Below are 25,206 nucleotides of genomic sequence, written 5' to 3' on the forward strand. Positions count from 1 at the left end.
AAGTTTGTTCGTAAGGTCCAGGCAGGCGCAAGTCCGCTAGACGAAAAATCATGCTAGCACGGAAAGTTTTGGTATTCATGCCATTTTCCAGGCGAGACTATTTATATTCGTTTCGACTCAATACCTGAATAAAATCGTATTTGTCGTCAATATCGGGCGGGTGCATAGTGAGGTGCCGCAAGGCTTTTGCCAGCGCAGACGGCCGCTTGGCCACCGAAGGTTTTCCCTGCGACAGCGCAAACATGCCGACGCCATGGCGTGTGAGCGGCCAGTGCGCAGTGCGAAAAATACGACAGTATCCCCTCTTTCTTTCTGCCATGCGATGTTGTTGTGTTGCCACATCATGGGATGGCATGTTGCCTGCCAGTTCCACCCGCGCGGCGCATGCAGGGGCAATGAGGTTGCCACAAGGCATCTACATGCAGGATTTCGCGTAGAATGTAATCTATTGCAAATTGGAAACTTATATTTCTACCATGATAATTTTATCGGCAAGTGCACCGGCCGTTGACGGCATCCGGCTCTCCGAACTGATCGCCGCCCTCAGCCAGGCCCTGGACATCACGGAGGGGCAGCCGGAAGGCCATTGCATCCGTTGTTGCTGGATCGGCATGCATGTGGGACGCGAACTGGGCATGGCGGATGAAGACTTGTGGAATCTGTATTACACCCTGCTGCTCAAGGACCTGGGCTGCAGCAGCAATGCCGCGCGCATCTGCGAGCTCTACCTGACGGATGATCTGTCTTTCAAGCAAGGCTTCAAGACTGTGGGCGACAGCCTGCCGCAAGTGCTCAAATTCGTCCTCAAGCACACGGGCCTGAAGGCCGGCCTGGCCGAGCGCTTCCGCGCCGTGATGACGATCTTGCGCGACGGCCCGCACATCGCGCAGGAGCTGATCGCCACGCGCTGCCAGCGCGGCGCCGACATCGCGCGCCTGCTGCGCTTTCCGGAAACCGTGGCACAGGGCATCTACAGCCTCGACGAACACTATAACGGCCAGGGCAAGCCGGACAAACTGGCAGGCCAGGCGATTCCCCTGTTTTCGCGCATTGCCCTGCTGGCGCAGGTGGTCGACGTCTTTCATACGGCCGATGGCGCGCGCGCGGCCCAGGCGGAAGTGCGCCAGCGCTCGGCGACCTGGTTTGATCCGCAACTGGTGCAGGCATTCGAGCGGGTGGCGCAGTCGGGCGCCTTCTGGTCCATGTTGCGCTCGCAGGACCTGACGGCCGCCGTGGCGGCGCTGGAACCGGCGAACCGTTCCGTGCCGGTGGATGAGGATTATCTCGACGACATCGCTGCCGCGTTCGGCCAGGTGGTCGATTCGAAAAGCCCGTACACGAGCGGCCACAGCGAGCGCGTTGCGCTGTACGCGGACATGATCGCCGAAGCCTTGGGTGTGACGCCGGAGCGGCGCCGCTGGCTCAAGCGGGGTGCCTTGCTGCATGACGTCGGCAAGCTTGGCGTCAGCAACAGCGTGCTGGACAAGGCTGGCAAACTCGACGCCGATGAGTGGCTGGCAGTGCAGCAGCACGCACACTATACGGAAACGATTCTGTCACGCATTGATGCGTTTGCCGAACTGGCTGTCGTGGCAGCTGCGCACCATGAACGGCTCGATGGCAAGGGTTATCCGCGGGGCTTGACGGCCGACGACATCAGCCTGGAAACGCGCATTATCACCACGGCCGATATTTTCGACGCCATCACGGCCGACCGGCCTTATCGGGGACCAATTCCGATACCCAAAGCGCTCGAGATCATGGCCGAGACGGTGGGCACAGCCATCGACGCGCAGTGTTTTGCCGCCCTGAAAGCGGCGCTGGCGTGCTTGCCCGACCTCGCGCAACCTGACGGCACGCGCCTGGCGGCGTGAGCGGGAGCTGTCTCAGGCGGGAATGGGCGTGCCCTGGTGAAACGCCATTTGCCAGCGGCCATCACGTCGCTTCCATAGCGAACTGCGCAGGCTGGCGCTGGCGGGCTGGGTGCCCGCTGCGTGCCGCTGCGAGCGGTAGGTAACAAACGCGATGTCCTCGGCCAGCAGCTGCGCCTGAAACTCGCTGATGCTGCGCGAGATAAATTGTTCCGCAGGCAGGTCGGCCAGGGTCGCCGCCCGTGTCCAGACATTGCCGGAACTGCCGAATTCGACGAACTCGTCAGCTAGCAGTGCCGCCAGGCTGACGCTATCGGCGCGCACAGCCCGGCTTTGCAGCGCCGCTTCCAGCGCCTGCAAATGCGCTGCCAGATCCGCACCGTCCGTAGGAAAACGCATCAGATGGCTCAGATAGGAAACGCGCCCGCGCCCGAGACATTCAGGCTGGCGACCTTGTCGCTGGAAAAATACTTGATTTGCCCCAGGCCGATCGCGTAGCAGCCGTCGGCCAGAGCGGTGATGGGGCCTGTCAGCTTTTCACCGCTGACCAGGGTGACGACCCAGGGCGTGGTGGCCGGTTTGGCCGCGTGGGCCAGTGCGTGGTGTACCAGGTCAGTCATGCTGCCTCCAAATGAATGTGGATGGACAGATGATAGCAGTGCGCGGCCGTTTTACGCGTCGGCCAGCAGATTCCTGGGCAGTGCCACCGACGTCAGCTTCCAGCCCCACACGCCATCGCGCGTCAGGGTCAGCTCGCCGATATGGCTTTTGCTGTGGGCACGCTGCACCACGACGCTGTCCCACGAGGTGTAGCGCAGCTTGTAGTCGGGCTTGGCATTGCGCTTGCGGCCGCTGATGTCGCTGACCTTGGCGATTGGCTTCTCGTAGCGGTCATTGAGCTTCATCAAGGCGACGATGCCTTCAGGCATCAGCATGGTATCAAGCAAGGGGTCAATGACGTCGGGGCTGATATCGTCGGCCACTTCCGGCGCCGAGAACAGGGTGTGCAGTTGCTGCCCCAGGCTGCTGCGCAGCAGCTCCAGGTCGATCTGCGCAGCCAAGGCCTGGCTATCTTCGTCCATGGTCGCCGCACGAATCTTGTTCATGGTGAAATACGGGCTGCCATAGAAGACGCCGGCCAACGCGACCAGTGCCACTACAGCGAGAAGCATCATTCTTTTCATCGTGCAATCTCTCGGATGCCTGGCGACCCGGTGCGCCTGAAGTGTTGGCATTCTACATAATATTTCCCAAAATCAATATGACGGTTTAAGTAAGTGTTGTTTTAGATCAAGTTTCATCAGAGTAATTCTGGCGGCAAGGTAATATCCGTCAGTTTCCAGTCCCAGATGCCGTGGCGGCGCAGCAAAAACTGGCTGGCGGCGGGGCCGGCGCCGCTGCGCCGCAACACCACTTCGTTCCACGAGCGGTAAGCCATGCCGAAGTCGTGGCGCTTGCCGTCCGCCCCCTGTTTGCCGTGCAGGATCAGCACCGTGATGCCGGGCGGCGAGACGATGGTGTCGAGCATTTCCTTGAAGTCGTCTTCGCTGGCCGTGTCGCCGGCCGCCCGCAACTGGCGCGCCACGCTGGCGCGCACGGCGGGCAGGTCCGCCTGCTGCGCCAGGTTTTCCAGGCGCACGGATTTCGCCGCGATGCTGATGCGGTACATGGCGATGTAGGGGCTGACCCAGGTGAAGCCGATGGCGGCAACGGTAAAAATAATTGCGGTGGCGTACTTTCTTTTCATGGTCCGTGTTTTTGATTGAGCTGTGCCGCCATGATTTTACCCGGCCAGGGGAGGCGGATGGTGTAGCATTCGTGCCGGCGCGGACCATCGCGCCGCAATATTGAGGACAACCATGAATATCACTATCAATCAGGTGCTGCAGTCGTATATCGACCCGCTCACCGCCAGCGAATACGCGGCGCTCGAGCGCAGCCTGCTGGCCGAAGGCTGCCGCGACGCGCTGGTGCTGTGGAACGACGTGCTGATCGACGGGCATAACCGCTACGCCATCTGCCGCCAGCATGGCATCGAATTCAAGACCATCCAGAACGCCAGCTTTACCTCGCTCGACGACGTCATGCTGTGGATGATCGACAACCACCTGGCGCGGCGCAGCGTCTCGGACTTCCAGCGCGGCGTGCTGGCCCTGCGCAAGAAGGAAATCGTCGCCGCGCGCATCCCGGCTCCCGTCAGCGCCCAGGATGCGCCGGACGGCGAAAATGCGCCGAAGCCGCCCATGAGCACGCGCGAAGAGGTGGCCAAGGCCGCCCGCCTGAGCAGCAACCAGATCAGCCAGATCGAAAAGATTCAGAAGGCGGCGTCGCCGGAACTGGTGGAAGCGGTCCGTTCGGGTACGATCTCCATCAATGCGGCGGCCACCGTGGCATCCCTGCCGCCGGAAGAGCAGGTGGCGGCCGTCGCCGGCGGCAAGAAGTTGTTACGCCAGGCGGCCAAGGAAATCCGCGAACAGCGCGCCGCCACGCGCACGCCGCGCGAGCCGAAAGTCCACGTCTCGCAAGATACGCCGGAGACGGGCAATGAGCCGTGGGCGGAAAACGCTGCCCAGACACCGTCAGAAGCGGAGCGCCTGCGCGGCGAGATCGCCAGCCTGAAACAGCAGGTGGTGCAGCTGCAGGCGCAAAACGTGGAACTCGAGCAGCGTATTGCGGCCTTGATCGACGCGTCCTGATGCGGAGTTGACCATGCCAGTTCGCCCGTGCCTTACGCTTCGGGCAAGTGGCGCGCGCTGGCCGCGTAGGGCCAGAGCAGCGATCCGCGCTCACCCCATTTCCAGGACCAGGCGGCCATGCATGCGCGGGGAGAGTTCAAGGAGGTGCTGTTTATCCGGAACAGGTGGAACAGCACCTGGAGCGCCGCTACCACCCTGGAAAAACAGGAGCCGGCCGATCAAATCGCGTCGAGCGCCGTGCGCAAGTCATGCCGCAGGTCTTCCAGGTCTTCAATCCCCACCGACAGCCGGATCAAGCCATCGCCTATGCCCAGTCTGGCCCGCTGCTCGGCCGGGATGCTGGCGTGCGTCATCAGGGCCGGATGCTCGATCAGGCTTTCCACGCCGCCCAGGCTCTCGGCCAGGGCGAACACCTCGCAATGCTCCAGGAAACGCCGCGCACCGGCTAAATCCGTATCGAGGTCGATGGAGATGATGCCGCCGAAACCATCCATCTGGCGCTGCGCCAGCGCGTGCTGCGGGTGCGAGGCCAGGCCCGGATAAAACACGTGTTTTACCTCTTTCTGCTGCTCCAGCCACTGCGCCAGCGCCAGGGCGCTTTCGCAATGGCGCTGCATGCGGATGGCCAGGGTTTTTACGCCGCGCAAGGCGAGGAAGCTGTCGAACGGCCCGGCAATCGCGCCCACCGAATTTTGCAGAAAACCCAGCTGCTCGCGCCATTCCGCCTGGCGTTCCTCTGCGCCGACGATGGCGATGCCGCCGATGATGTCCGAGTGGCCGTTCAAGTACTTGGTGGTCGAGTGCACGACGATGTCGAAGCCGTGTTCCAGCGGGCGCTGCACCAGCGGGCTGGCGAAGGTATTGTCGGCCACGGCGATGATGCCCCGTGCGCGGCAGATGTCGGCAATTGCGCGCAGGTCGGCCAGTTTCAGCATTGGGTTGGTGGGCGTTTCGACCCACACCATCTTTGTTTCCGGACGCAGCGCAGCCAGCAGGTTTTCCGGATTCGTCAGGTCGACATAGGTAAATTGGTGGCCGGCCGAGCGGCGGCGCACGCGCTCGAACAAGCGGTAGGTGCCGCCGTACATATCGTCGCCGGCGACGATGTGGCTGCCCGCGTCCAGCAATTCCAGCACGGACGAGATGGCGGCCAGGCCCGAGGCAAACGCGAAGGCCGCGCTGCCGCCTTCCAGGTCGGCCACGCAGCGCTCGAGCGCCCAGCGCGTGGGATTGTGCGAGCGGCCGTAGTCCAATCCCTTGTGCACGCCGGGGCTCTCCTGCACGAAGGTGGAGGTGGCGTAAATGGGCGGCATGATGGCGCCCGTCGACGGGTCGGGCGACTGGCCGGCGTGGATGACGCGGGTGGCGAGGTGGCTCTTGCGGGGAATTTTCTGGCTCAAGATAGTGTCCTGCGTAAGTGGTTGAGAAGGTCGAAGCGGGTGATCAGGCCATAGAAGGCGTCAGCGTCGGCGACGACGGCCGTCAAGCCCCGGTCCAGGGTGGCGCGCAGGGCGGGCAAGCCGCTTGAAGGGGCCAGCGTTTCGATCTGCGTCGTCATGGTGGCGCCCACCAGCGACGCGAAATGGGCGGCGTCGCCGGAGACGTGCAGCAGCAAGTCCGATTCGTCGAGGATGCCGACCAGCTGGCCGCTATCGATGACGGGCAGCTGCGCCAGGTCGCTGGCGCGCATGCGGTTGAAGGCTGTGAGCAGGGTGTCGCCCGGCGCCACGCTGACGACGTCGCCCTCGTCGTAGCGGCGCCCGATCAGGTCGCGCAAGTCGCCCGACACGGCCCGCTGCAATAAGCCCTGGTCGCGCATCCAGCCATCGTTGTAGACTTTTGACAGGTAGCGCGTGCCCGTGTCGCAGACAAAAGTGACGACGCGCTTGGGGCTCGTCTGTTCGCGGCAGTACTTGAGCGCTGCGGCCAGCAGGGTGCCCGTCGACGAGCCGCCTAAAATGCCTTCGGCGCGCAAGAGGGCGCGCGCGCTGTCGAAGCTTTCCTGGTCTGTGATGGTGTAGGCTTTCGTGACGCTGTCCATGTCGGCGATGGACGGAATAAAATCTTCGCCTATGCCTTCCACGGCCCACGAGCCGCTCGTGTCCGACACTTTGCCCGTATCGATGTATTCGGTGAGGATGGAGCCTTGCGGGTCGGCCAGTACGAATTCCAGCTTGGGCTGCGCCTTGCGGAAGTAGCGCGTCAGGCCCGTCAGGGTGCCGGACGAACCCACGCCGACGACGATGGCGTCCACGTCGTGCCCGCTTTGCTCCCAGATTTCGGGGGCCGTCGTCGTTTCGTGGGCCAGCGGATTGGCGGGATTGTTGAACTGGTCGGCGAAGAAGGCGCCCGGTAGTTCGCGCGCCAGGCGCGCCGCGTAATCCTGGTAGTACTCGGGATGGCCCTTGCCCACGTCCGAGCGCGTGGTGTGCACTTCCGCGCCCAGGGCTTTCAAGTGCAGCACTTTTTCCGTCGACATCTTGTCTGGCACGACGAGAATCACGCGGTAGCCCTTGATGCGGCCCACCAGCGCCAGGCCGATGCCCGTGTTACCGGCGGTGGCCTCGATGATGGTGCCGCCCGGCTGCAAGCGGCCGTCGGCTTCGGCCGCTTCGATGATGGACAGGCCGATGCGATCCTTGATGGAACCGCCGGGATTTTGCGATTCCAGTTTCAGGAACAGCTGGCACAGGCCCGTATCGAGCCTGGTCACTTCGACCAGCGGGGTATTGCCGATCAGCTTGTATAGCGCTGGCGGCTGGGATGGAGATGGGGATGGCATTCGATCATTCATGGTGGCTCCTGTCAGAGAAACAGCCGCTCCGGATTGTGTCCCGAGCAGCCTTCCGTGCCGCGCAGTGTAGGCGGGTGGACGAGTGCGGCGAACGAATGTTTCCATGCTTGCATATGCGCCCTGTGCATATCGCTTGCAGCGCGGGCGATTCGAGTATGCGCCGTTTTTCGCCCGCTTGCCGCGCCAGCGACGCGCGTATTAAGCTGCCGCAAGCTCACCATTGCGATTTATAATCACGCCTCGAAAAGATACTAAATAGTATTGAAAATCAACCAAACAGGGCAGGCGGCAGTGGCAAAACTTTATTTCCGGTATTCCGCGATGAACGCGGGCAAGTCGACAGCCTTGTTGCAAGTCGCGCATAACTATGAAGAGCAGGGCCAGCAGGTGCGCCTGTACACGGCAGCCATCGACAGCCGCTACGGCGTGGGCCGTGTCACTTCGCGCCTGGGCCCGCAGCGCCAGGTCGATATCTTCCATGCCGATACGAATTTCCTCAACGATATTCCCCAGGTGGCTTGCCTGCTGGTGGATGAAGCGCAATTTCTCAGCACGGCACAAGTGCAACAATTGCACCAGCTGGCGCAAGTGAAGGGCGTGCCCGTCATCTGCTACGGCTTGCGCACGGATTTCAAGGGCGAACCATTTCCCGGCTCGGCCTATCTGCTGGCGCTGGCCGACGATATCGAGGAATTGAAAAATATTTGTACCTGCGGCAAGAAGGCCACGATGAACATCCGCGTGGATGAGCAGGGCCGCCGCATCAAGGAAGGCGAGCAGATCAGTATTGGCGGCAACGAGAGTTACCGCCAGGCATGCGGGCGCTGTTTCTACTCGTAGGCTTATTCGGCGACTGGCGCGCCCACGTCCGCATCATCTGACAAGGCCAGATCGCCCCGCTCGAAGGCGGCCAGTATTTCATTGGCGCGCGCCACGTCGTGTTCACGCACCATGACGCGGGCGCCGCCAATGGCGGCCGCCAGCAGCATGTCGGCCTGCATGTGCTGGTCGTCCGTCAGCAGCACGTCGATGCCGGCCGCTGCCAGGCAGGCGCGAATGACGTGCGCATCCGTCGGTATCATCAGCCGGGCTATTAAAACGTAGTCGTCGTGCATCGCGTCTCCTGGCAAGGTGGGTTCGTCCCCATCTTAGCACCAGGCTTGAGCTTACAGCTTGAACACGCCCACCACCTGGTTCAGATCCTGCGCCTGCTCCTGCAGGGCGTCGGCGGCCGCTGCCGCTTCTTCCACCAGGGCAGCGTTCTGCTGGGTCACCTGATCCATCTGGGCGATGGCCTGGTTGACTTGCTCGATGCCGCTGCGCTGTTCTTCGCTCGCCTGCGCGATTTCGGCCATGATGGTGCTCACTTGCTGCACGCTGGCCACCACGGTGTCCATGGTGGCGCTGGCCTGGCTCACTTGCGCATGGCCCAGGTCCACTGTGCCGGCGGACGCCTGGATCAAATCCTTGATGTCTTTCGCTGCGGCCGTCGAGCGCTGCGCCAGGGTGCGAACCTCGGTGGCGACGACGGCAAAGCCGCGTCCCTGCTCGCCCGCACGGGCCGCTTCCACTGCCGCGTTCAAGGCCAGGATATTCGTCTGGAAGGCGATGCCGTCGATCACGCCGATGATGTCGGCGATCTTGCCCGATGAGCTGCGGATGGCATCCATAGTGCTGGCCACTTGCGCCACGGCCGCGCCGCCTTCGGCTGCCAGCGTCGACGAGTCGCGTGCCAGCTTGCTCGCTTGCTGTGCGTGATCAACGTTCTGCCGCACGGTGGAACTGAGTTCTTCCATCGAGGCGGCCGTTTCTTCCAGCGAGCTGGCTTGCTGTTCCGTGCGGCTCGACAAATCCAGGTTGCCGCTGGCGATTTCACCGGACGCCGTGGCGATTTGCCCGGCGCTGCCGCGCACGTTGCTGACCACTTGCGACAGCTTGTCGCTGATGCGGTTCATGGCGAGCAGCAGGCGGCCGATTTCGTCGTGGCTGGTCGTCTCGAGGTGGACGGTCAGGTCGCCGGCGGCAATTTGCGCGGCGGCCGTTTCGGCGGCGGCCAGCGGGCGCGACACGAGGGCGCGCACCAGCCAGTACAGCAGCAGGACGAAGACGAGCAGCGCGACGAAGCCGGAAATGGCCAGCTGGTTGCGCAGCTGTCGCGCCTCCAGCGTGATCTCGTCCGTGAACGTGCCACCTGCGATGATCCATTGCCAATCCTTGAATTGACGATAATACAGCTGCTTTTCGCGCGCGCTGGCGCCCGTTTCGCCTGGCGCCGTCCAGGTGTAGCGCATGGCGCCATTTTGCTGCGCCAGCATTTCCTGGATGAACAGGCGGCCATCGCTGGCCTTGAAATCGAGCGCGCTCTTGCCTTCGCTGTTCGGGTGCAGCACCAGGTGGCCGTAGTTAGCGCCGGGGGCCGTGTCGACGATATAGATGTAGCCCGTCTGGCCAATCTTGACCTGGCGAATCCTGTCTTTCAGCATGGCCAGATTCTTGCTGATATCGAGGCCGATGAACAGCACGCCCACCACCTTGCCGCCTGTATCGCGCACGGGGTCGTACTGGGTGATGTATTGCTTGCCAAACAAGGTGGCCATGCCGACGAAGCGCTGGCCCGCGCGCAGCGGCGCATAGCTGGGGTGGTTGTGGTCGAGCTGGGTGCCGATGGCCCGTTCGCCATCCTGTTTTTTCAGCGAGGTGCTGATGCGCACGAATTCATCGCCATTGGCGGCAAAGATGGTGGCGATCACGCCCGTTTGCGCCGTGTAGCGGTCGACCATGGCCGTGTCGAGGTTGAGCACCTTGCCGCCGTTGGCCAGGGCCGGCGTGGCCTTGCCGGCCACGGCCACCATGGCGCCTGTGTCGACCGTGAACGGGCCGGGGAATTCGGCCGCGAACAGGCGGGCGAAACTGGCCGCTTCGTTGACCATGGCGGTATGGAATACTTCCGTGGTCGTCATGACGCTATTGAGCTCACTGATGACGGCCGCTTCGGCGCGCTGTTCCAGCACGCGCGAGGTATGGTTGCTCATCAGGGCAGTCAGGCTGGCCAGGATCAGGCTGACCAGCGCAAACGTGAAGGCGGTAATCTTGCCCCCGACACTAAAGTGACGAAGGGAGAACGAATTGGTAGGCATAGTTTGAGTCTGGCAAAGGGTAATCAGCTCGGCCATTCCTGGTCATGACATGACACGCGGGGAGGGGATCTGGTGGGGAATACGCTTGAAACGGCGGCGTGCCCGCTAGGAAAGCGTGCACAGGCATGCAAAATTTCAGGCCGAGATGATAGCATGTCGCTTGCTTTTTGTTACTAAGTGTTTCCCGCAGGAACCATTATTTCGCATAAAAACATCATCTGCATCAAGGATTCATGAAGTCTCCCATTGACTTTTTGAGTTTCGTATTATGGATTTGGATATTCGGCACTGCCGGGCGAAGTATTTCCTCACGAATGTTTCACTTTGTAATGAATGAGACGCCGCCTTTAATCCGCGTTTAAGCTTCCGGGAAGAAACTGATATTCCATGGGAGACTGCCAGGCCGTATCCTGTAGAATAATATGCAGACCAGTCGTGTATTCCCCTTACTGTCTTGCTGGCTGGCGCATGTATAGCTGCGCCGCCTGGAATTGATTTAACTAATTTTCGGAGAAGCCGATGAAGAAGCAAATGATGCTGGTCACCCTGGTGCTTGCCCTGTCAGCCCACGCTGGCGCAGCCCAGACGGACAAGAGCGCCGCTCCTCCGCTAACCATGAAGCCACTGGCCCAGCAAACGCAGGCCGCCTTGTGGGCTTCGCGCGTATTGACGCGCGTCCATTACAAGGCCATGCCGCTCGACGACGCCATGTCGGAGAAAATCTTCGACCGCTATTTCAAGTCCCTGGACGCGGAAAAACTGTTTTTCGTGCAGGCCGATGTTGACCGCTTCGCGCCCTTGCGCACCAAGCTCGATGACGCCATCATCAATGAAGACCTGACGGCGCCATTTGCCATCTACAACCTTTACCAGCAGCGTTTCGACGAGCGCATGGCGTATGCGCGTGAATTGCTCAAAACCAAGTTTGACTTCGCCGCCGACGAGAGCTACCAGCTGGACCGCGAAAAGGCCGCCTGGCCGAAGAACGACGAGGAAGTGCGCGACCTGTGGCGCAAGCGCGTCAAGAACGACTGGCTGCGCCTGAAACTGGCGGGCAAGGAAGACAAGGCCATCCGCGAGACGCTGGACAAGCGCTATGAAAGCTACACGACCCGTTCGCGCAAGCTCAACAGCGAAGACGTGTTCCAGATCTTCATGAACGCGTATGCCATGTCGATCGAACCGCACACCAATTACCTGGGCCCGCGCGCCTCGGATAACTTCGACATCGCCATGCGGCTGTCGCTCGAAGGCATCGGCGCCGTGCTGCAGACGCGCGATGAATACACGGTGGTGCGCGAAGTCGTGCCGGGCAGCCCGGCGGGATTGTCGGGCAAGCTGAAAGTGGGCGACCGCATCGTCGGCGTGGGGCAGGGCGAAAGCGGCCCCATTACGGAAGTGCTGGGCATGCGCATCGATGACGTGGTGCAGCTGATCCGCGGCGCCAAGGATTCCGTGGTGCGCCTCGACATCCTGCCGGCCGACGCCGGCCCGGACGCCAAGCACGTGGTCTTGCCGCTGGTGCGCAAGAAAATCAGCATGGAAGAGCAGGCGGCGAAGAAATCGGTCATCGAAGTGCGGGAAAACGGCGTCAAGCGCCGCATCGGCGTGATTTCCCTGCCGACGTTCTACCAGGATTTCGAAGCGCGCCGCCGTGGCGACAAAGACTTTAAAAGCGCCACGCGCGACGTCAGCCGTTTGCTGGTCGAGTTGAAGAAGGATAAGGTCGACAACGTGCTGATCGACTTGCGCAACAACGGCGGCGGTTCGCTGAACGAAGCCGTCGAACTGACGGGCCTGTTCATCGACAAGGGCCCGGTCGTGATGCAGCGCAATGCCGAAGGCAAGGTCGACGTGGAAAGCGATACCAATGCCGGTCTGGCCTGGGATGGCCCGATGGGCGTGCTGATCAACCGCGGCTCGGCTTCCGCTTCCGAGATTTTCGCCGCCGCCGTGCAAGATTACGGCCGTGGCGTCATCATCGGCGAAGGCAGCTTCGGCAAGGGTACGGTGCAGACCCTGTTCAACCTCGACCGTTTCGGTGGCAGCGAGAAAGCCCGCTTTGGCGAGCTGAAAATGACCATCGCCCAGTTCTTCCGCATCAATGGCGGTACCACGCAGTTGCGCGGCGTCACCCCCGACATCAAGCTGCCAGCCATGTCGGACACGGAGAACTTCGGCGAATCGAGCTATGACAATGCTCTGCCCTGGGTGGCCATCAAGCCGGCGCCCTACATGCCGACGGGCGACCTGAAGGAGATCGTGCCGCTGCTGGACAAGAAACATGAAGCGCGCGTGGCCAAGGACAAGGATTTCCAGTACTTGCTCGATGACATAGCCCTCGTCGTCAAGCAGCGCAAGGAAAACCAGATTTCGCTCAACGAAACCGTGCGCCGCAAGGAGCGCGATGCCCAGGAAGCGCGCGCCAAGGCCCGTGAAAAACGCCTGATCGCACAGATTTCGAATCCTGCCGACGACCTGGTGGTGATTCCCGATCCGAAAGACGTGCTGAAGGGTGCGAAAGCGGCCAGCAAGACTGCCAAGCAGATCGCCGCCGTGAAGGGCGCCTTGCGCACCGACGATGGCTTGCAGGGCGACGAGCGGGCCCTGAGCGCCGAGCTGGACGCCGAAACGGCCGCCAAGAGCGCCAAGGACGTGCTGCTGAACGAAGCGGCGCGCATCCTGGCCGACGAAGTGGCGCTGATCAAGGCCGATACTCGCATGGCATCCAAGGTCTTGCCGTATGGCGCAGATACCAAGGCGACGCCGGTGACGGCAGCGAAGTAAGGCTTGTTGTGGCGTGAAGAACCGGCTCCTTGCGGCGCCGGTTTTTTTTTGCCCCGATCAGTTATCCGTTTGGCGTATTTCTATCATTCCAACAATCAATTGGATCAATATGCCGCGATGCAGCATAATTCATTTGTCTCCTCTATTCTCCTCCAAGAAAATAGATTCAGCCCGCTCTCGTAGCGGGCTTTTTTTTGCCTCAGATTTTGTGCGTGGGCAGTTGCACGTCGGGCTGGGCACCCAGCAGGGCCGTGATCCAGCTGGCAAACGCCTGCAGCTTGGGCGTGGCCAGCCGCCCTTGCGGCGTCAGTAGCGACATGGGCATGGGCGTCGGCGGGTGGTCGGCCAGCACGGCGACCAGCGCGCCGCTGTCGAGGTGTTCGCGCACCTGATATACGGCGGCCTGCGCCAGTCCCAGCCCCTGCAAGGCGCAGGCAACGCTGGCGTCGGCATCGTTGACGGCGATGGGGCCGGCCATCTGCACGCGCTGCACTTCATTTCCCTGAAAAAAATCCCAGTCGAAGGCGCGACCCGTGCGGCCCGAGTAATGCATGATGCCCTGATGCGCGGCCAGGTCGGCCAGGGTCTGCGGCGTGCCGTGCCGTGCCAGGTAGGCGGGTGCGGCGCACGTGACGAAGCGCATCAGGCCGACCTGTTTGCCGATGAAGGCGGAATCTTGCAAGGTGCCCACGCGCAAGGCGCAATCGATGCCTTCCTGCGTCAGGTCGACCAGGCGGTCCGTCAGGCTCAGCTGCAATTGCACGTCCGGATAGGCAGCGTGGAATTGCGCGATATGCGGTATGACGAGACGGCGACCCACCGTACTGGGGAGGTTGATGCGCAGCAAGCCGCGCGGTTTTTTCGCGTCTGGGCCGCGGAATGCCAGTTCCGCCATGTCGACGGCCTTCAGGATGTCGATGCAGTGGTGAAAGTACTCGGCGCCTTCCGGCGTCAGGGACAAACGGCGCGTGGTCCGCTGCAGCAATTGTGTGCCCAGGTAGGCTTCCAGCTTTTGCAGGGTGGCCGTCAGCGCGGCGCGCGGCAAATTCAAGGTCTCGGCCGCCTTGGAAAAACTGTTGGCTTCGACGATGCGCACGAAGGTCTGCATGGCCTTGATCTTGTCCAAGGGATAGCTTTCGTTTTAATTGTTCATCTTATGTGAAAGGTGTAAGTGGATTATGCCCTAATTATCTGAGGCCCGGTTTTGCCTAGAATGGCGACATCCCTATCGAACCGAGGAAACAACATGAACAAGGCCTCATCTTCTGCTCCCCACGACATTGCGCCGGCCATGGTGCTGCTGCTGGCCATCGCTTCCGGCCTGATCGTGGCCAATCTGTATTACGCGCAAACCCTCGTCGGGCCCATCAGCGCCTCGACGGGCCTGTCTGCCAAGGCGGCCGGGCTGATCGTCACCCTGACGCAAGTGGGCTATACGCTAGGACTTTTGTTTGTCGTGCCCCTGGGCGACTTGCTGGAAAACCGCCGCCTGATCATCACCGCCTTACTGGTGACGGCCACGGCCCTGGTGGTGGCGGCCCTCTCCACAGGCGCCGTGGTATTCCTGGCTGCCGCGCTGGCCATTGGCCTCGGTTCCGTTGCGGCGCAAGTGATCGTACCGTTTGCCGCTCACCTGTCGCAGGAAGCGACGCGGGGACAAACCGTGGGCAAGGTCGTCAGCGGCTTGTTGCTGGGTATCATGCTGGCCCGACCCGTGGCCTCGCTGGTGGCGGCCCATGCGAGCTGGCACGTGGTGTTCGGCGGCGCCGCCGTACTGATGCTGGCCCTGGCAGCAGTCCTGCGCCGCGCCTTGCCCGTGCGCCAGCCTGTCTCGAACATGCGCTATCCGGCCTTGATGGCTTCGCTGTGGCATTTGCTGCTGGGCACGCCCGTGCTGCGCCGCCGCGCCGCCTATCATGCCGGCCTGTTCGGCGCCTTCAGCCTGTTCTGGACCGTCACGCCGCTGGTGCTGGCCAGCCCCGCGTTCGGCCTGACGCAAACGGGCATCGCCATCTTTGCCCTGGTGGGCATGGCAGGCGCCGTTGCCTCGCCCATCGCCGGCCGCCTGGCCGATGCGGGCCATACCTTGCCGGCCACGGCCGCTGCACTGGTGCTGGGCATCGTCGCCTTTGCCTTGCCGATGCTGGCACCGGAATCAAAACATGTGGCGCTGGCTTTGCTGGTCATCGCTTCCATCGTGCTCGACATGGGTGTGGCGGCGAATCTGGTGCTGGGCCAGCGCGCCATCTTCAGCCTGGGCGCGGAAGTGCGGGGCCGTCTGAACGGCCTGTATTTCGCGCTGTTCTTTGCCGGTGGCGCGGCCGGTTCGGCCATCGGCGCCTGGGTGTACGCCAGCTATGGCTGGCCAGCGACCTTGCTGACCGGCATGGCGTTTCCGGGCCTGGCCTTGCTGGTGTGGCTGGCAGAATTTTTGCCGCTGGCCACGCGCCGTACGGCTTGAAGCGCTGATGCAGCCCCATTATCACTGACAGGTATTTCTATCATCATGAATATAAAGTGGCGTGATATGCCGCAATGCCGCAAGATGCACTTGTCTCCTCTATCTCCTCCAAGGAAATAGATTCAGCCCGCTCCCGCAGCGGGCTTTTTTTTTGTGTTTTTACTTGTGCGGAATGCGATCAGCATCGCAAAAGCCATAGGAATTGCCGCACCAACCCGCTTCCTTGCGGGGTTCCGATAGCGGGTTGCAATGAACGGTGCGAAAATTTTTCGGAAGATAAGTTTTTAGTATGGCATCAGAGATATTTCGAGGGGAAATTTTTCCGCCTTGTGGGGGCGGCGGAAAAGTCGCTGCAATCGCGCGATCCGCGACATTTTCGATAAAGAGAACGGTTTCACCGTCCTGCACCTGGCACATATGATTGGTAGTGAAGTCATAGCGTTCAGCGGCCTTGATCATGAAAAGTGGCCCCTTGTTTGAGATGCCCTGGATCATGGCCTGGGCCGCCGAATAACTTCCGATAAAGCCAGCAATAGAGATTGCAAAGAGGAAGTAAGTGGTTTTTTTATTGGTCTTGAAATCGAAAATAAACAAGAACAACAGGAAAATGACCTCGAATATGATAGCCAGCACAGCATAGGCAAAGGCGCTGAACGAGAAGGCAAATATCAGGGTGGCGAGGCCAAAAGAAAAGGGCAGGTAGGACGGCGGAAATGGAAAATTGGCCGCAAAAAAATCGACTGCGCTCAGGCGCGAAAAAATCACGCAAGCAGACACCACCAGGGAAACCCCTACTTTTGCCAGCAGGCTCGCAAAAACGGAATTCAGCGAAAATAGTACCCATGCAATGCCTGACACGCCAACGACGAGAATGCCTGTCAGCGCCACCTGTTCGAGGATGTAATTTACATAATCATCTGTTTCCTGGATATGTAGGTGCGAGACCAGGAGGATCAGGCCGCCTATCGTGGCAATGGAAAAAATAACAAGTGAAATAATGGTTTTGGGATCGTTATATCTTTCGATCAGCGCCGGGATGATTTTTTCGGTGTCGGGAGATATCTTGACGATAAATCTTCTGATGCTCTCCTTGTTTTCACGCAGCGCCATATAGCTAAAAATTATTCCCGCTGGCGGAATGGTGATGGATGTCAGGATGCACAGCAGTATGAATAAGATTATTTTTATTATCTTCATCATTATAATTTGGCACTATCGTCGAAGGATGCTTAAATGGAAACCTGCGTGCGGAATATAGCACGCATTATTTGGCATGGACTGGGCTGAATGGCGTGGCGTGAGAAATTGCGTGGGTCCGAAAACCCTCTGGCGAGCGACGCAGAGTGGGCGATGGACATGGAACAAGCAATGCCACCAGCCCAGAACCCTTAGTTGCGGCAACCCGCTCTTACCGCAAGCTTGCTGTCAATGGCGGTTGTGGGGCAAGGCTTAAATCACCACCAGATCGAGCGCGCGCATGAAGTTGGCTGCCTGCGCATGCGTGATGACGGCGCCTTTCAGCAAGGACGCTTCGCTCAGCTTGAAACCGTCGATGTCGGCGCCGCGCAAGTCGGCGCCCTGGAACTTCGCCAGTTTGATGGTGGCATTGCGCAAGCTGCCCCCTTCGAAGACGGCGTCGCGGAAGTCGCAGCCTGCCAGGTAGGCATCGGAAAAGTCCAGTTGTTTCAAGATGGCCTTGCGGAAGGAGAAGCCGCGCAAGTCGGCGCCCACCAGCAGGCTGTCTTCGAAGGTGAGGCCCAGGTGGGCCACTTCCTCGAACGAGGCGCCCGTCAGCTTGCAGCCCCGGAACGTGACCGAGGCCAGCTTGGCGCGCCGCCATTTTGTGTTGTTCAGGTCGCAGCCTTCGAACGTGGCATCGACGGCGTCTACGGACTCGAAATCGGCGCTGCCTGCGCGGCAGCGGCGCCAGGTGCTGCGCGCCAGTTTGCTGGCGAACAAGCTGGTTTCGGCAAAGGTGCAGCGCTCGAAGGTGCAGCCCTGCAGATCGAGGCGCGACAAGTCTTCGCCATCGAAGGTGCAATCGATGAAATGGTGCACGGATTGCGCCAGTTGCTGCTCGATGCCGGCGCGATCCAGGGTCATGCTGCTTGCTGCAGTGTCGTGTGTTGCCATCCGTCTCATTCCTAAAGTAAAAAAAGCAGGGGAGGGATGGCGCGGCGAAAAACATGCACGAACCAGAACACCTCCCCGGCTGGTGTAACAGCCAAGGGTCAGCGCCGTGGGTCCGCGTGGGCGGGAGCATGCTGGACTGCGCCAGGCACTTACCGGGTTACCAACCGGTGCGCTCATTTTCGATCTGCCTGCATTGTAACGGCTCTGCAGCACCCTTGCCAGTGCTGGATAAACCGGGTTAGTATCGTTGCAGGCGCACCCATTGCGCCAACGTCGCTCGGACGGATCCGGGCGCTTACGTATAGAGATATCATGACCGACAGCCAAGCTCCGCGCAGCTTTTCGCGCATCAATCGTCTTCCCCCTTACGTTTTCAATATCACTGCCGAGCTCAAGATGGCCGCACGCCGCCGTGGCGAGGACATCATCGACATGTCGATGGGCAATCCCGATGGCGCCACGCCGGCCCACATCGTGGACAAGCTGGTCGAAACGGTGAAACGCCCCGACACGCACGGCTATTCCGCCTCCAAGGGCATCCCGCGCCTGCGCCGCGCGATTGCACATTGGTACAAAAAGCGTTACGAGGTCGATATCGACCCGGACAGCGAAGCCATCGTCACCATCGGCTCGAAAGAGGGCCTGGCCCATTTGATGCTGGCGACACTCGACCGTGGCGACACGGTGCTGGTGCCCAATCCCAGTTACCCCATCCACATCTGGGGCGCCGTGATCGCAGGCGCCGACATCCGTTCCGTGCGCATGGGCCCTGGCGTGGATTTCTTTGCCGAACTGGAACGGGCCATCCGCGAAAGCTACCCGAAACCGAAGATGATGGTGCTGGGCTTCCCGTCCAACCCCACCGCGCAATGCGTGGAGCTGGAATTCTTTGAACGGGTCGTCGCGCTGGCGAAGCAGCACAATATTTTGGTAGTGCATGACCTGGCCTATGCCGATATCACTTTTGATGGCTGGAAGGCGCCATCCATCATGCAGGTGCCCGGTGCGCGCGACGTGGCAGTGGAGTTTTTTACCATGTCGAAAAGCTACAACATGGCGGGCTGGCGCATCGGTTTCATGGTGGGCAACGCGGAACTGGTGTCGGCCCTGGCGCGCATCAAGAGCTATCACGACTACGGCAGTTTTACGCCCGTGCAGGTGGCGGCGATCGCCGCACTGGAAGGCGATCAAAGCTGCGTGACGGAAATTTGCGCCCAGTACCAGCGTCGCCGCGACGTGCTGGTGAAAGGCTTGCATGAAGCGGGCTGGATGGTAGAAAAGCCGAAGGCCTCGATGTATATCTGGGCGCATATCCCGGAAGCTTACCGCCACCTGGGTTCGCTCGAGTTTGCCAAGCTGCTGCTGCAAAAAGCCAAGGTGAGCGTCTCGCCCGGTATCGGTTTCGGCGAATACGGCGACGAATACGTGCGCTTCGCCCTGATCGAAAACGAAGCCAGGGTGCGGCAAGCATTACGCGGCATCAAGAATATGTTGCGTTCCGGCGACGGGAAAACGGAAACAGCAGCGTAAAAAGTTGCCGCATAGAATGATGTGTTGCCCCTAATATCACTGCTGCGTATTTCTGACATCACGAATATAAAGTGGTTTTATATGCTGCAACGCGGCATCATGCATCTGTCTCCTCTATCTTCCTCCAAGGAAATAGATTCAGCCCGCTCCCGCAGCGGGCTTTTTTTTGCCTGTCGTCTTGGCCTTGGTACCGGCCGGCACGCTCGGCGAACGAGGCGGTCGACTTCGCGCAGCACGGCCAGGTGAATGCGTTCGAGCATGAGTTCACATGAATATCAATCATGAATGCATGAAGTTTTACCATTATTTTTCATGGATAGAAGCCTTTATGATGTCTCCATACTTCACGAGGAGGCATTACCACCATGACCGTCACGACACATAATTTGGGCTACCCGCGCATCGGCGCCAAACGCGAATTGAAATTCGCCCTGGAAGATTACTGGAAGGGCCAAAGCAGCCTGGAAGCGCTGGAAGGCCATGGCGCCGCATTGCGCCAGCGCCACTGGCAAGACCAGAGCGCGCTGGACCTGGCGCCCGTCGGTGACTTTTCCTTCTATGACCAAGTGCTGGACCTGAGCTTTACCCTGGGGAACTTGCCACAGCGCGTGCGCAATCTGGGCGGTGCGGCGATCGATAATTATTTCCGCGTGGCCCGTGGCCGCTCGGCCAGCGACAGCGATTGCAGTTGTGTGCATGCCGGTGAAATGACGAAATGGTTCGACACGAATTATCACTACATCGTGCCGGAATTCGCTGCCGACACGCAATTCAAGCTCGACAGCAGCCGCCTGCTGCTGCAACTGGCGCAGGCGCGCCAGCTGGGTGTGAAAGCCAAGCCCGTGCTGATCGGCCCCGTTACCTACCTGTGGCTGGGCAAGGCCAAGGATGACTCCGACAAACTGGCGCTGCTGCAAGGCTTGCTGCCCGTCTACGTGCAACTGCTGCAGGAATTGGCCGCCCAAGGCGTGGAATGGGTGCAGATCGACGAACCGATACTCGTCACGGAACTCGACAGCGCCTGGCAGCAGGCGCTGGTCACGGCCTATGACGCTTTGAGCAAGGTCAATCACGTCAAACTGCTGCTGGCCACGTATTTTGGCAAGCTGCAAGAGAATCTGGAACTGGCGTGCAAATTGCCGGTCCAAGGCTTGCACCTTGACGCCATCAGCGCCCGCGATGAAGTCGAGCAAGTCATCGCCCAATTGCCCGCCACCAGCGTGCTGTCCCTGGGCGTGGTGAACGGCCGCAATATCTGGAAGACGGACTTGAACGCAGTGCTGGCATGGCTGGAACCCGTGCACCGCAGCCTGCAGTCGCGCCTGTGGATCGCCCCGTCGTGCTCGCTGCTGCACGTGCCCGTCGACCTGAACAGTGAGCAAAAGCTTGATGCCGATATCCGTTCCTGGCTGGCCTTTGCCCGCCAAAAGCTCGATGAAGTGCACACCATCGCCGGCGCACTGAACCATGGCCGCGCCTTTGTGCAAGCGGCGCTGGATGCCAACCATGCGGCCGTGCAAGCGCGTCGCCAGTCGAGCCGCGTGCACAATCCGGAGGTGAAAGCGGCGGTTGCCTGCATCGATTCGACCTTGGGCCAGCGCGCCAGCGACTATGCCGTGCGTGCCGCCAAGCAAGGCGCGTTGCTGCAACTGCCGCTGTATCCGACGACAACCATCGGTTCCTTCCCGCAGACGGCGGAAATCCGCCAGGCGCGTAGCCAGTTCCTCAGCGGCCAGCTGGACGACGCCAGCTACAAAAAACGGATGCAGGCGGAAATCGCCCATTGCGTGAGGGAACAGGAAACCCTGGGCCTGGACGTGTTCGTGCACGGCGAAGCGGAACGCAATGACATGGTCGAGTATTTCGGCGAACAACTCGACGGCTACGCCTTCAGCCAGTTCGGCTGGGTGCAATCGTACGGTTCGCGCTGCGTGAAACCGCCCATCTTGTTCGGTGACATCAGCCGCCCCCGTGCGATGACGGTCGAGTGGAGCACCTACGCCCAGTCGCTGACGGACAAACCGATGAAAGGCATGCTGACGGGGCCTGTCACCATCCTGAACTGGTCTTTCGTGCGCGACGACCAACCCCGTTCCGTATCGTGCTACCAGCTGGCGCTGGCCATCCGCGCCGAAGTGCAGGACCTGGAACAGGCCGGGATCCGCGTGATCCAGATCGACGAGGCGGCACTGCGTGAAGGCTTGCCGCTGCGTAAATCGCAGTGGGCCGAGTACCTGCGCTGGGCCGTGGAATCGTTCCGCATCACGGCCAATGGCGTGGCTGACGAAACGCAAATCCACACGCACATGTGCTATTCGGAATTCAACGACATCATCGCGCAAATCGCCGACATGGATGCGGACGTCATCACGATAGAAACCTCACGCTCCGACATGGAATTGCTCGACGCCTTCGATGATTTCAAGTATCCGAACGAAATCGGCCCTGGCGTCTACGACATTCACTCGCCCAACATTCCGAGCCAGGAACAGATGGTCAAGCTGATGCGCAAGGCGGCCGAACGCATCCCCGCGCATCGCCTGTGGGTCAACCCCGATTGCGGCCTGAAGACGCGCGGCTGGAAAGAAGTCATTCCCGCGCTGGCGAACATGGTGGCGGCGGCAAAAACCTTGCGCGGCGACAACGTCGCCTGAGGAAGGCAGGGGGAGAGGGCAGATATAGGGAATAGCTATTTCTATCATCACAACATACAATTGGATTGTTATGCTGCAACGCGGCATCATTGCACCTGTCTCCTCTACTTCCTCACAGGAATTAGATTCAGCCCGCTCCCGCAGCGGGCTTTTTTTTTGCCCGTTGCGCCTTATTGCGCTGGCTATCACAGCTTCGTCGCTTAATATGCCCTTACGTAAACCAAGCATCCAAAAGGAGGCAAGCGGATGAAGGCTGTGTTTCGCGCCGCCGGCATGCTCGCGTTGATGGCGCTCGGGGCCTGCTCGGAGGAGTGGCATCCGCTTGATCGCCATTTGGCCCAATTGCGACCGGACGCGGTCGCAGCGCTGCCCGATATGGCCTGGCCGGCCGGGACGCTGCTATGTCCGCTGACCATGTACCAGAGCCAGCTGCCCAGCTCGGAGCCTCTCGCGGAGAGCGTCAACGCATTCCTGGCGCAAAAACAATTTGTGGGTGATGAAGGCCACTGGTCACTCATCGTCGTCAAGCCCGCTCCAGCCGGCAACGACAGCATCGAACAACTGACTTTCAAGCGCAACGGCTTCGATGTCATCAACGAACCGTCGATGCTCAAGCTGGATGCCGTGACAGTGCCGAAGGGGTTTGCGCTGAAGACTTGCGTACCTCTAGAGCGCGCCCGGGTGCTGGTCACTCGCCTACAAAGAACTGATCGAACACTGATCATTTTTGGAACGGTCTGACGAGATATTGATAAAGCATATTTCTATCATCACAACATGCAATTGGATTGTTATGTTGCAACGCGGCATCGTTGCACCTGTCTCCTCTACTTCCTCACAGGAATTAGATTCAGCCCGCTCCCGCAGCGGGCTTTTTTTTGCCCGTTTTTGACCGCATGAACGAGCGCACGCTTGCTCGTCATCATCGCCATCGTGTTGCTTTTGTGCATGCTAAACTGGGCTTTCTCCAGATCAAGGTTGTCTGATGCTTCAATTATTTCGCCACACGCTGGAGTCGACGCCCATCCTCGCCCTGTTTCTCGTCATCGGCGCCGGTTATGCACTGGGGCGTATCAGCGTGTTCGGTTTTTCGCTGGGCGTGGGCGGCGTGCTGTTCGCGGGGCTGGCGTTGGGCGCATTCGCTCCCGGCTCCGTGCCGCCGCCGATGGTCGGCTCCATCGGCTTGCTGTTGTTTCTGTATGGCATAGGCGTGCAGTATGGCGTGCAGTTTTTCGCCGGTTTGCGCGGCGCGGGCCAGAAACACAATCTGATCGCGTTTGCCGCCGTCATGGGCGGCCTGGCCGTGTCCGTATGGGGCGGGCAGTGGATCGATATCTCGCTGCGCATGGCCAGCGGCGTGTTTGCCGGCGCCATGACCAGCACGGCGGCTCTGCAGGCGGCACTGGAAGCGTCGCACGGCAATGGCGACGCAGCCGTCGGCTATGCCGTCGCGTATCCTTTCGGCGTCGTCGGCCCCATGCTGGGTCTGTACCTGGCCGGGCGCATCTTGAAACCCGTGCTGACGCCGCCGCCCGCGCCCATCGTCGTGTCGGAAATTACCATCGACGAAGCGAAATTGGCGGGCGCGGCCCTGTCCGAACTGGCCGATGGCCCGCTGGCCGGCGTGCAGGTGATCGGCGTGCGCCAGGGGCACCAGAACCGCTTGCCCGATCCATCGCTGGTGCTCGACGTGGGCGACGCGTTGATGGTGTCGGGCACGGTGGCGGGCGTGGAAGCGGCGCGCACGGCGCTGGGCCACCTGGATCCGGGCCGTTTGATGAAGGACCGCAGCGCGTTCGACGGCACGGAAGTGTTTGTGTCCGACGCGGAAATCGTTGGCGTGCCGCTGGGCGAACTGAACCTGTCGAAAGACTTCCCCTTGCAAATCGCCTTCATACGCCGCGGCGACGCCATGATTTTGCCCCATCCCTTCCTGACCCTGGAATTTGGCGACAGGGTGATGGCCATTGCGCCAGCGAAACACGCGGCCGACGTGCGCAAGCTGTTCGGCAATTCCATCACGGCCACGGCCGAGTTCAGCTATGTCTCGCTGGGCATGGGCATGGTGCTGGGTGTGTTGCTGGGACTGGTGCCGATCCCCTTGCCCTGGATAGGCTCGTTCAGCCTGGGCCTGGCGGGCGGCCCGCTGGTGATGGCGCTGATCCTGGGGCGCCTGGGCAGAGTCGGCAAGATCAGCTGGCGCCTGCCCCTGTCGGCCAACCTGGTCATGCGCAACTATGGCTTGACGATTTTCCTCGCTTCCGTTGGCATGGCGTCCGGCTTGCCCTTCGTGCAGCAGGTGGGCGCCGATGGCTTGCCCATGCTGGCGCTCGGTGCCGTGACGGTGCTGGTGGTAGTGGCGCTCGTCGTGATTCTTGGCAAGATTTTCCTGCGCCTGCCGTTTCCCGAATTGCTAGGCATTGCGGCAGGCGCCACGGGCAACCCGGCCGTGCTGGTGTTCGCCAACCGCCTGGCCAAGTCGGACCGCCCGAACCTCGGCTATGCCATGATTTTCCCCAGCATGACCATCGTCAAGATCGTCGCCGTGCAGGTGCTGCTGCATTTGTATGGCTGATTTTTGCCTGGATTTCTATCTAAACTTCAGCTTGCCCGCGTCTTTCAACACAATAGGCCAACAGCAAATATTCGCATCGATGTGACAATGTGTGAATTTTTCTTATTGGCAATTCGTTAAGCTCTTGGGCCGCATCCTGCCGGAGTCGCTCAAACAGATGACCGCGCTGGTGGTGCTACTGAAATAGGAAAGAAATTGATGAGCAATAATTTATGGTTGGGTACCGTCGTTTTGGTATCTTTCATTTCCGGATGTAGCGAATCTCCGCCCGAGGAGAGTCCGGAAGAAATCGAAAAAATTGCCTTGGATTGTGGTGCTACAAAGCCACAAATTGAGGCATGGTTTGCAACGCATAAAACCGGTTGGGCGGAGCACGTCGCCGAGGGCGTAAAGTGCATTCAAGATCATCCGTAGGCTGCGAGAGAATATTCACGCAATACCCATGTTTGCCATGATTTTTTCGGCCATCGATCGACAATAAAGCCAGCTAACCGCCAGTAAATACCGACACACGTGGGCGAGGCTCCTGGGAACTTCGACTATCGGCCAAAAGCGGGCTGTAATGCAC

22 protein-coding genes are annotated in these 25,206 nt (G+C 60.6%); 10 read left to right on the forward strand and 12 right to left on the reverse strand.

The features are described 5' to 3' along the window. Positions 1–97: 97 nt before the first annotated feature. The gene (locus tag ACQ4WZ_RS05805; protein WP_436572783.1) at positions 98–355 is read right to left on the reverse strand and encodes a hypothetical protein; all 258 of its coding nucleotides are present in this window, start codon (positions 353–355) and stop codon (positions 98–100) included. 121 nt (positions 356–476) lie between these two features. Between ACQ4WZ_RS05805 and ACQ4WZ_RS05810 the strand changes: the two genes are divergently transcribed. Further along, complete coding sequence (locus ACQ4WZ_RS05810) at positions 477–1,874, forward strand: HD-GYP domain-containing protein (RefSeq protein WP_436572784.1); 1,398 nt, start codon at positions 477–479, stop codon at positions 1,872–1,874. Between the two features lie 12 nt (positions 1,875–1,886). Here ACQ4WZ_RS05810 and ACQ4WZ_RS05815 read toward each other — a convergent pair whose 3' ends face one another. From ACQ4WZ_RS05815 to ACQ4WZ_RS05830, 4 genes are all read right to left on the reverse strand, one after another. Further along, on the reverse strand, positions 1,887–2,270 hold the full coding sequence (locus tag ACQ4WZ_RS05815) for a nuclear transport factor 2 family protein (protein WP_101481788.1): 384 nt from the start codon (positions 2,268–2,270) through the stop codon (positions 1,887–1,889). An 8-nt stretch (positions 2,271–2,278) separates the two neighbouring features. Continuing rightward, a complete protein-coding gene (locus ACQ4WZ_RS05820) occupies positions 2,279–2,491 on the reverse strand; it encodes a hypothetical protein (protein ID WP_092709745.1) in 213 nt (70 codons plus the stop codon). Between the two features lie 51 nt (positions 2,492–2,542). Further along, complete coding sequence (locus tag ACQ4WZ_RS05825; RefSeq protein ID WP_436572785.1) at positions 2,543–3,046, reverse strand: DUF2939 domain-containing protein; 504 nt, start codon at positions 3,044–3,046, stop codon at positions 2,543–2,545. 125 nt (positions 3,047–3,171) lie between these two features. Continuing rightward, positions 3,172–3,618, reverse strand: coding sequence for a DUF2939 domain-containing protein (locus ACQ4WZ_RS05830; protein ID WP_101481786.1), 447 nt, complete (start codon positions 3,616–3,618; stop codon positions 3,172–3,174). A gap of 112 nt (positions 3,619–3,730) precedes the next feature. On the opposite strand from ACQ4WZ_RS05830, the gene ACQ4WZ_RS05835 reads away from it, so the two are divergent. Then, on the forward strand, positions 3,731–4,567 hold the full coding sequence (locus ACQ4WZ_RS05835) for a hypothetical protein (RefSeq protein ID WP_436572786.1): 837 nt from the start codon (positions 3,731–3,733) through the stop codon (positions 4,565–4,567). A 218-nt stretch (positions 4,568–4,785) separates the two neighbouring features. Here the strand turns inward: ACQ4WZ_RS05835 and ACQ4WZ_RS05840 are convergent, their stop codons facing one another. Together ACQ4WZ_RS05840 and ACQ4WZ_RS05845 are read right to left on the reverse strand one after the other, a co-directional pair. Next, positions 4,786–5,967 carry a trans-sulfuration enzyme family protein gene (locus ACQ4WZ_RS05840; protein ID WP_436572787.1) on the reverse strand — a complete coding sequence of 394 codons (1,182 nt, stop codon included), beginning with the start codon at positions 5,965–5,967 and terminating at the stop codon, positions 4,786–4,788. Further along, a complete protein-coding gene (locus ACQ4WZ_RS05845; protein WP_436572788.1) occupies positions 5,964–7,361 on the reverse strand; it encodes a pyridoxal-phosphate dependent enzyme in 1,398 nt (465 codons plus the stop codon). Before ACQ4WZ_RS05845 ends, ACQ4WZ_RS05840 begins: the two co-directional genes overlap by 4 nt. 291 nt (positions 7,362–7,652) lie before the next feature. Between ACQ4WZ_RS05845 and ACQ4WZ_RS05850 the strand changes: the two genes are divergently transcribed. Beyond that, a complete protein-coding gene (locus ACQ4WZ_RS05850) occupies positions 7,653–8,201 on the forward strand; it encodes a thymidine kinase (RefSeq protein WP_034778598.1) in 549 nt (182 codons plus the stop codon). 2 nt (positions 8,202–8,203) lie between these two features. On the opposite strand, the gene ACQ4WZ_RS05855 is transcribed toward ACQ4WZ_RS05850, so the two are convergent. Both ACQ4WZ_RS05855 and ACQ4WZ_RS05860 read right to left on the reverse strand, forming a co-directional pair. Continuing rightward, on the reverse strand, positions 8,204–8,476 hold the full coding sequence (locus ACQ4WZ_RS05855; RefSeq protein WP_436572789.1) for a putative signal transducing protein: 273 nt from the start codon (positions 8,474–8,476) through the stop codon (positions 8,204–8,206). A 51-nt stretch (positions 8,477–8,527) separates the two neighbouring features. Then, positions 8,528–10,498, reverse strand: a complete 1,971-nt coding sequence (locus ACQ4WZ_RS05860; RefSeq protein WP_436572790.1) for a methyl-accepting chemotaxis protein — start codon at positions 10,496–10,498, stop codon at positions 8,528–8,530. A gap of 519 nt (positions 10,499–11,017) precedes the next feature. Here ACQ4WZ_RS05860 and ACQ4WZ_RS05865 point away from each other — a divergent pair. After that, entirely contained in the window at positions 11,018–13,285 is a 2,268-nt protein-coding gene (locus ACQ4WZ_RS05865) for a carboxy terminal-processing peptidase (protein WP_436572791.1), read from the forward strand. A gap of 199 nt (positions 13,286–13,484) precedes the next feature. On the opposite strand, the gene ACQ4WZ_RS05870 is transcribed toward ACQ4WZ_RS05865, so the two are convergent. Continuing rightward, on the reverse strand, positions 13,485–14,411 hold the full coding sequence (locus ACQ4WZ_RS05870; protein WP_101481780.1) for a LysR family transcriptional regulator: 927 nt from the start codon (positions 14,409–14,411) through the stop codon (positions 13,485–13,487). Between the two features lie 120 nt (positions 14,412–14,531). Between ACQ4WZ_RS05870 and ACQ4WZ_RS05875 the strand changes: the two genes are divergently transcribed. Then, positions 14,532–15,746, forward strand: coding sequence for an MFS transporter (locus ACQ4WZ_RS05875; protein ID WP_133990656.1), 1,215 nt, complete (start codon positions 14,532–14,534; stop codon positions 15,744–15,746). Positions 15,747–15,905: 159 nt separating this feature from the next. Here the strand turns inward: ACQ4WZ_RS05875 and ACQ4WZ_RS05880 are convergent, their stop codons facing one another. Continuing rightward, positions 15,906–16,946, reverse strand: a complete 1,041-nt coding sequence (locus ACQ4WZ_RS05880) for a hypothetical protein (RefSeq protein ID WP_436572792.1) — start codon at positions 16,944–16,946, stop codon at positions 15,906–15,908. A 249-nt stretch (positions 16,947–17,195) separates the two neighbouring features. Beyond that, entirely contained in the window at positions 17,196–17,849 is a 654-nt protein-coding gene (locus tag ACQ4WZ_RS05885) for a pentapeptide repeat-containing protein (RefSeq protein ID WP_101481778.1), read from the reverse strand. A 342-nt stretch (positions 17,850–18,191) separates the two neighbouring features. On the opposite strand from ACQ4WZ_RS05885, the gene alaC reads away from it, so the two are divergent. From alaC to ACQ4WZ_RS05910, 5 genes are all read left to right on the forward strand, one after another. Next, positions 18,192–19,409, forward strand: coding sequence for an alanine transaminase (alaC, locus tag ACQ4WZ_RS05890; protein WP_101481777.1), 1,218 nt, complete (start codon positions 18,192–18,194; stop codon positions 19,407–19,409). A gap of 365 nt (positions 19,410–19,774) precedes the next feature. Further along, positions 19,775–22,063, forward strand: coding sequence for a 5-methyltetrahydropteroyltriglutamate--homocysteine S-methyltransferase (gene metE, locus ACQ4WZ_RS05895; protein ID WP_436572793.1), 2,289 nt, complete (start codon positions 19,775–19,777; stop codon positions 22,061–22,063). Positions 22,064–22,309: 246 nt separating this feature from the next. Next, positions 22,310–22,804 carry a hypothetical protein gene (locus ACQ4WZ_RS05900; protein ID WP_436572794.1) on the forward strand — a complete coding sequence of 165 codons (495 nt, stop codon included), beginning with the start codon at positions 22,310–22,312 and terminating at the stop codon, positions 22,802–22,804. Between the two features lie 244 nt (positions 22,805–23,048). Then, a complete protein-coding gene (locus ACQ4WZ_RS05905) occupies positions 23,049–24,638 on the forward strand; it encodes an aspartate:alanine exchanger family transporter (protein ID WP_436572795.1) in 1,590 nt (529 codons plus the stop codon). A gap of 198 nt (positions 24,639–24,836) precedes the next feature. Beyond that, entirely contained in the window at positions 24,837–25,052 is a 216-nt protein-coding gene (locus tag ACQ4WZ_RS05910; RefSeq protein WP_436572796.1) for a hypothetical protein, read from the forward strand. The last annotated feature ends 154 nt before the right edge of the window (positions 25,053–25,206 follow it).

This window comes from Janthinobacterium darwini (assembly GCF_051380905.1).
Lineage (GTDB): Bacteria > Pseudomonadota > Gammaproteobacteria > Burkholderiales > Burkholderiaceae_D > Janthinobacterium.

Bases quoted from the DNA above. Each gene is read 5' to 3' on its own strand.
- ACQ4WZ_RS05900 (WP_436572794.1), top strand. From the start codon at position 22,310: ATGAAGGCTGTGTTTCGCGCCGCCGGCATGCTCGCGTTGATGGCGCTC.
- ACQ4WZ_RS05830 (WP_101481786.1), bottom strand. From the start codon at position 3,618: ATGAAAAGAAAGTACGCCACCGCAATTATTTTTACCGTTGCCGCCATC.
- ACQ4WZ_RS05845 (WP_436572788.1), bottom strand. From the start codon at position 7,361: ATGAATGATCGAATGCCATCCCCATCTCCATCCCAGCCGCCAGCGCTA.
- ACQ4WZ_RS05865 (WP_436572791.1), top strand. From the start codon at position 11,018: ATGAAGAAGCAAATGATGCTGGTCACCCTGGTGCTTGCCCTGTCAGCC.
- ACQ4WZ_RS05885 (WP_101481778.1), bottom strand. From the start codon at position 17,849: ATGACCCTGGATCGCGCCGGCATCGAGCAGCAACTGGCGCAATCCGTG.
- ACQ4WZ_RS05855 (WP_436572789.1), bottom strand. From the start codon at position 8,476: ATGCACGACGACTACGTTTTAATAGCCCGGCTGATGATACCGACGGAT.
- ACQ4WZ_RS05820 (WP_092709745.1), bottom strand. From the start codon at position 2,491: ATGACTGACCTGGTACACCACGCACTGGCCCACGCGGCCAAACCGGCC.
- metE (WP_436572793.1), top strand. From the start codon at position 19,775: ATGACCGTCACGACACATAATTTGGGCTACCCGCGCATCGGCGCCAAA.
- alaC (WP_101481777.1), top strand. From the start codon at position 18,192: ATGACCGACAGCCAAGCTCCGCGCAGCTTTTCGCGCATCAATCGTCTT.
- ACQ4WZ_RS05810 (WP_436572784.1), top strand. From the start codon at position 477: ATGATAATTTTATCGGCAAGTGCACCGGCCGTTGACGGCATCCGGCTC.
- ACQ4WZ_RS05875 (WP_133990656.1), top strand. From the start codon at position 14,532: ATGAACAAGGCCTCATCTTCTGCTCCCCACGACATTGCGCCGGCCATG.
- ACQ4WZ_RS05805 (WP_436572783.1), bottom strand. From the start codon at position 355: ATGCCATCCCATGATGTGGCAACACAACAACATCGCATGGCAGAAAGA.
- ACQ4WZ_RS05835 (WP_436572786.1), top strand. From the start codon at position 3,731: ATGAATATCACTATCAATCAGGTGCTGCAGTCGTATATCGACCCGCTC.
- ACQ4WZ_RS05825 (WP_436572785.1), bottom strand. From the start codon at position 3,046: ATGATGCTTCTCGCTGTAGTGGCACTGGTCGCGTTGGCCGGCGTCTTC.
- ACQ4WZ_RS05860 (WP_436572790.1), bottom strand. From the start codon at position 10,498: ATGCCTACCAATTCGTTCTCCCTTCGTCACTTTAGTGTCGGGGGCAAG.
- ACQ4WZ_RS05880 (WP_436572792.1), bottom strand. From the start codon at position 16,946: ATGATGAAGATAATAAAAATAATCTTATTCATACTGCTGTGCATCCTG.
- ACQ4WZ_RS05815 (WP_101481788.1), bottom strand. From the start codon at position 2,270: ATGCGTTTTCCTACGGACGGTGCGGATCTGGCAGCGCATTTGCAGGCG.
- ACQ4WZ_RS05905 (WP_436572795.1), top strand. From the start codon at position 23,049: ATGCTTCAATTATTTCGCCACACGCTGGAGTCGACGCCCATCCTCGCC.
- ACQ4WZ_RS05910 (WP_436572796.1), top strand. From the start codon at position 24,837: ATGAGCAATAATTTATGGTTGGGTACCGTCGTTTTGGTATCTTTCATT.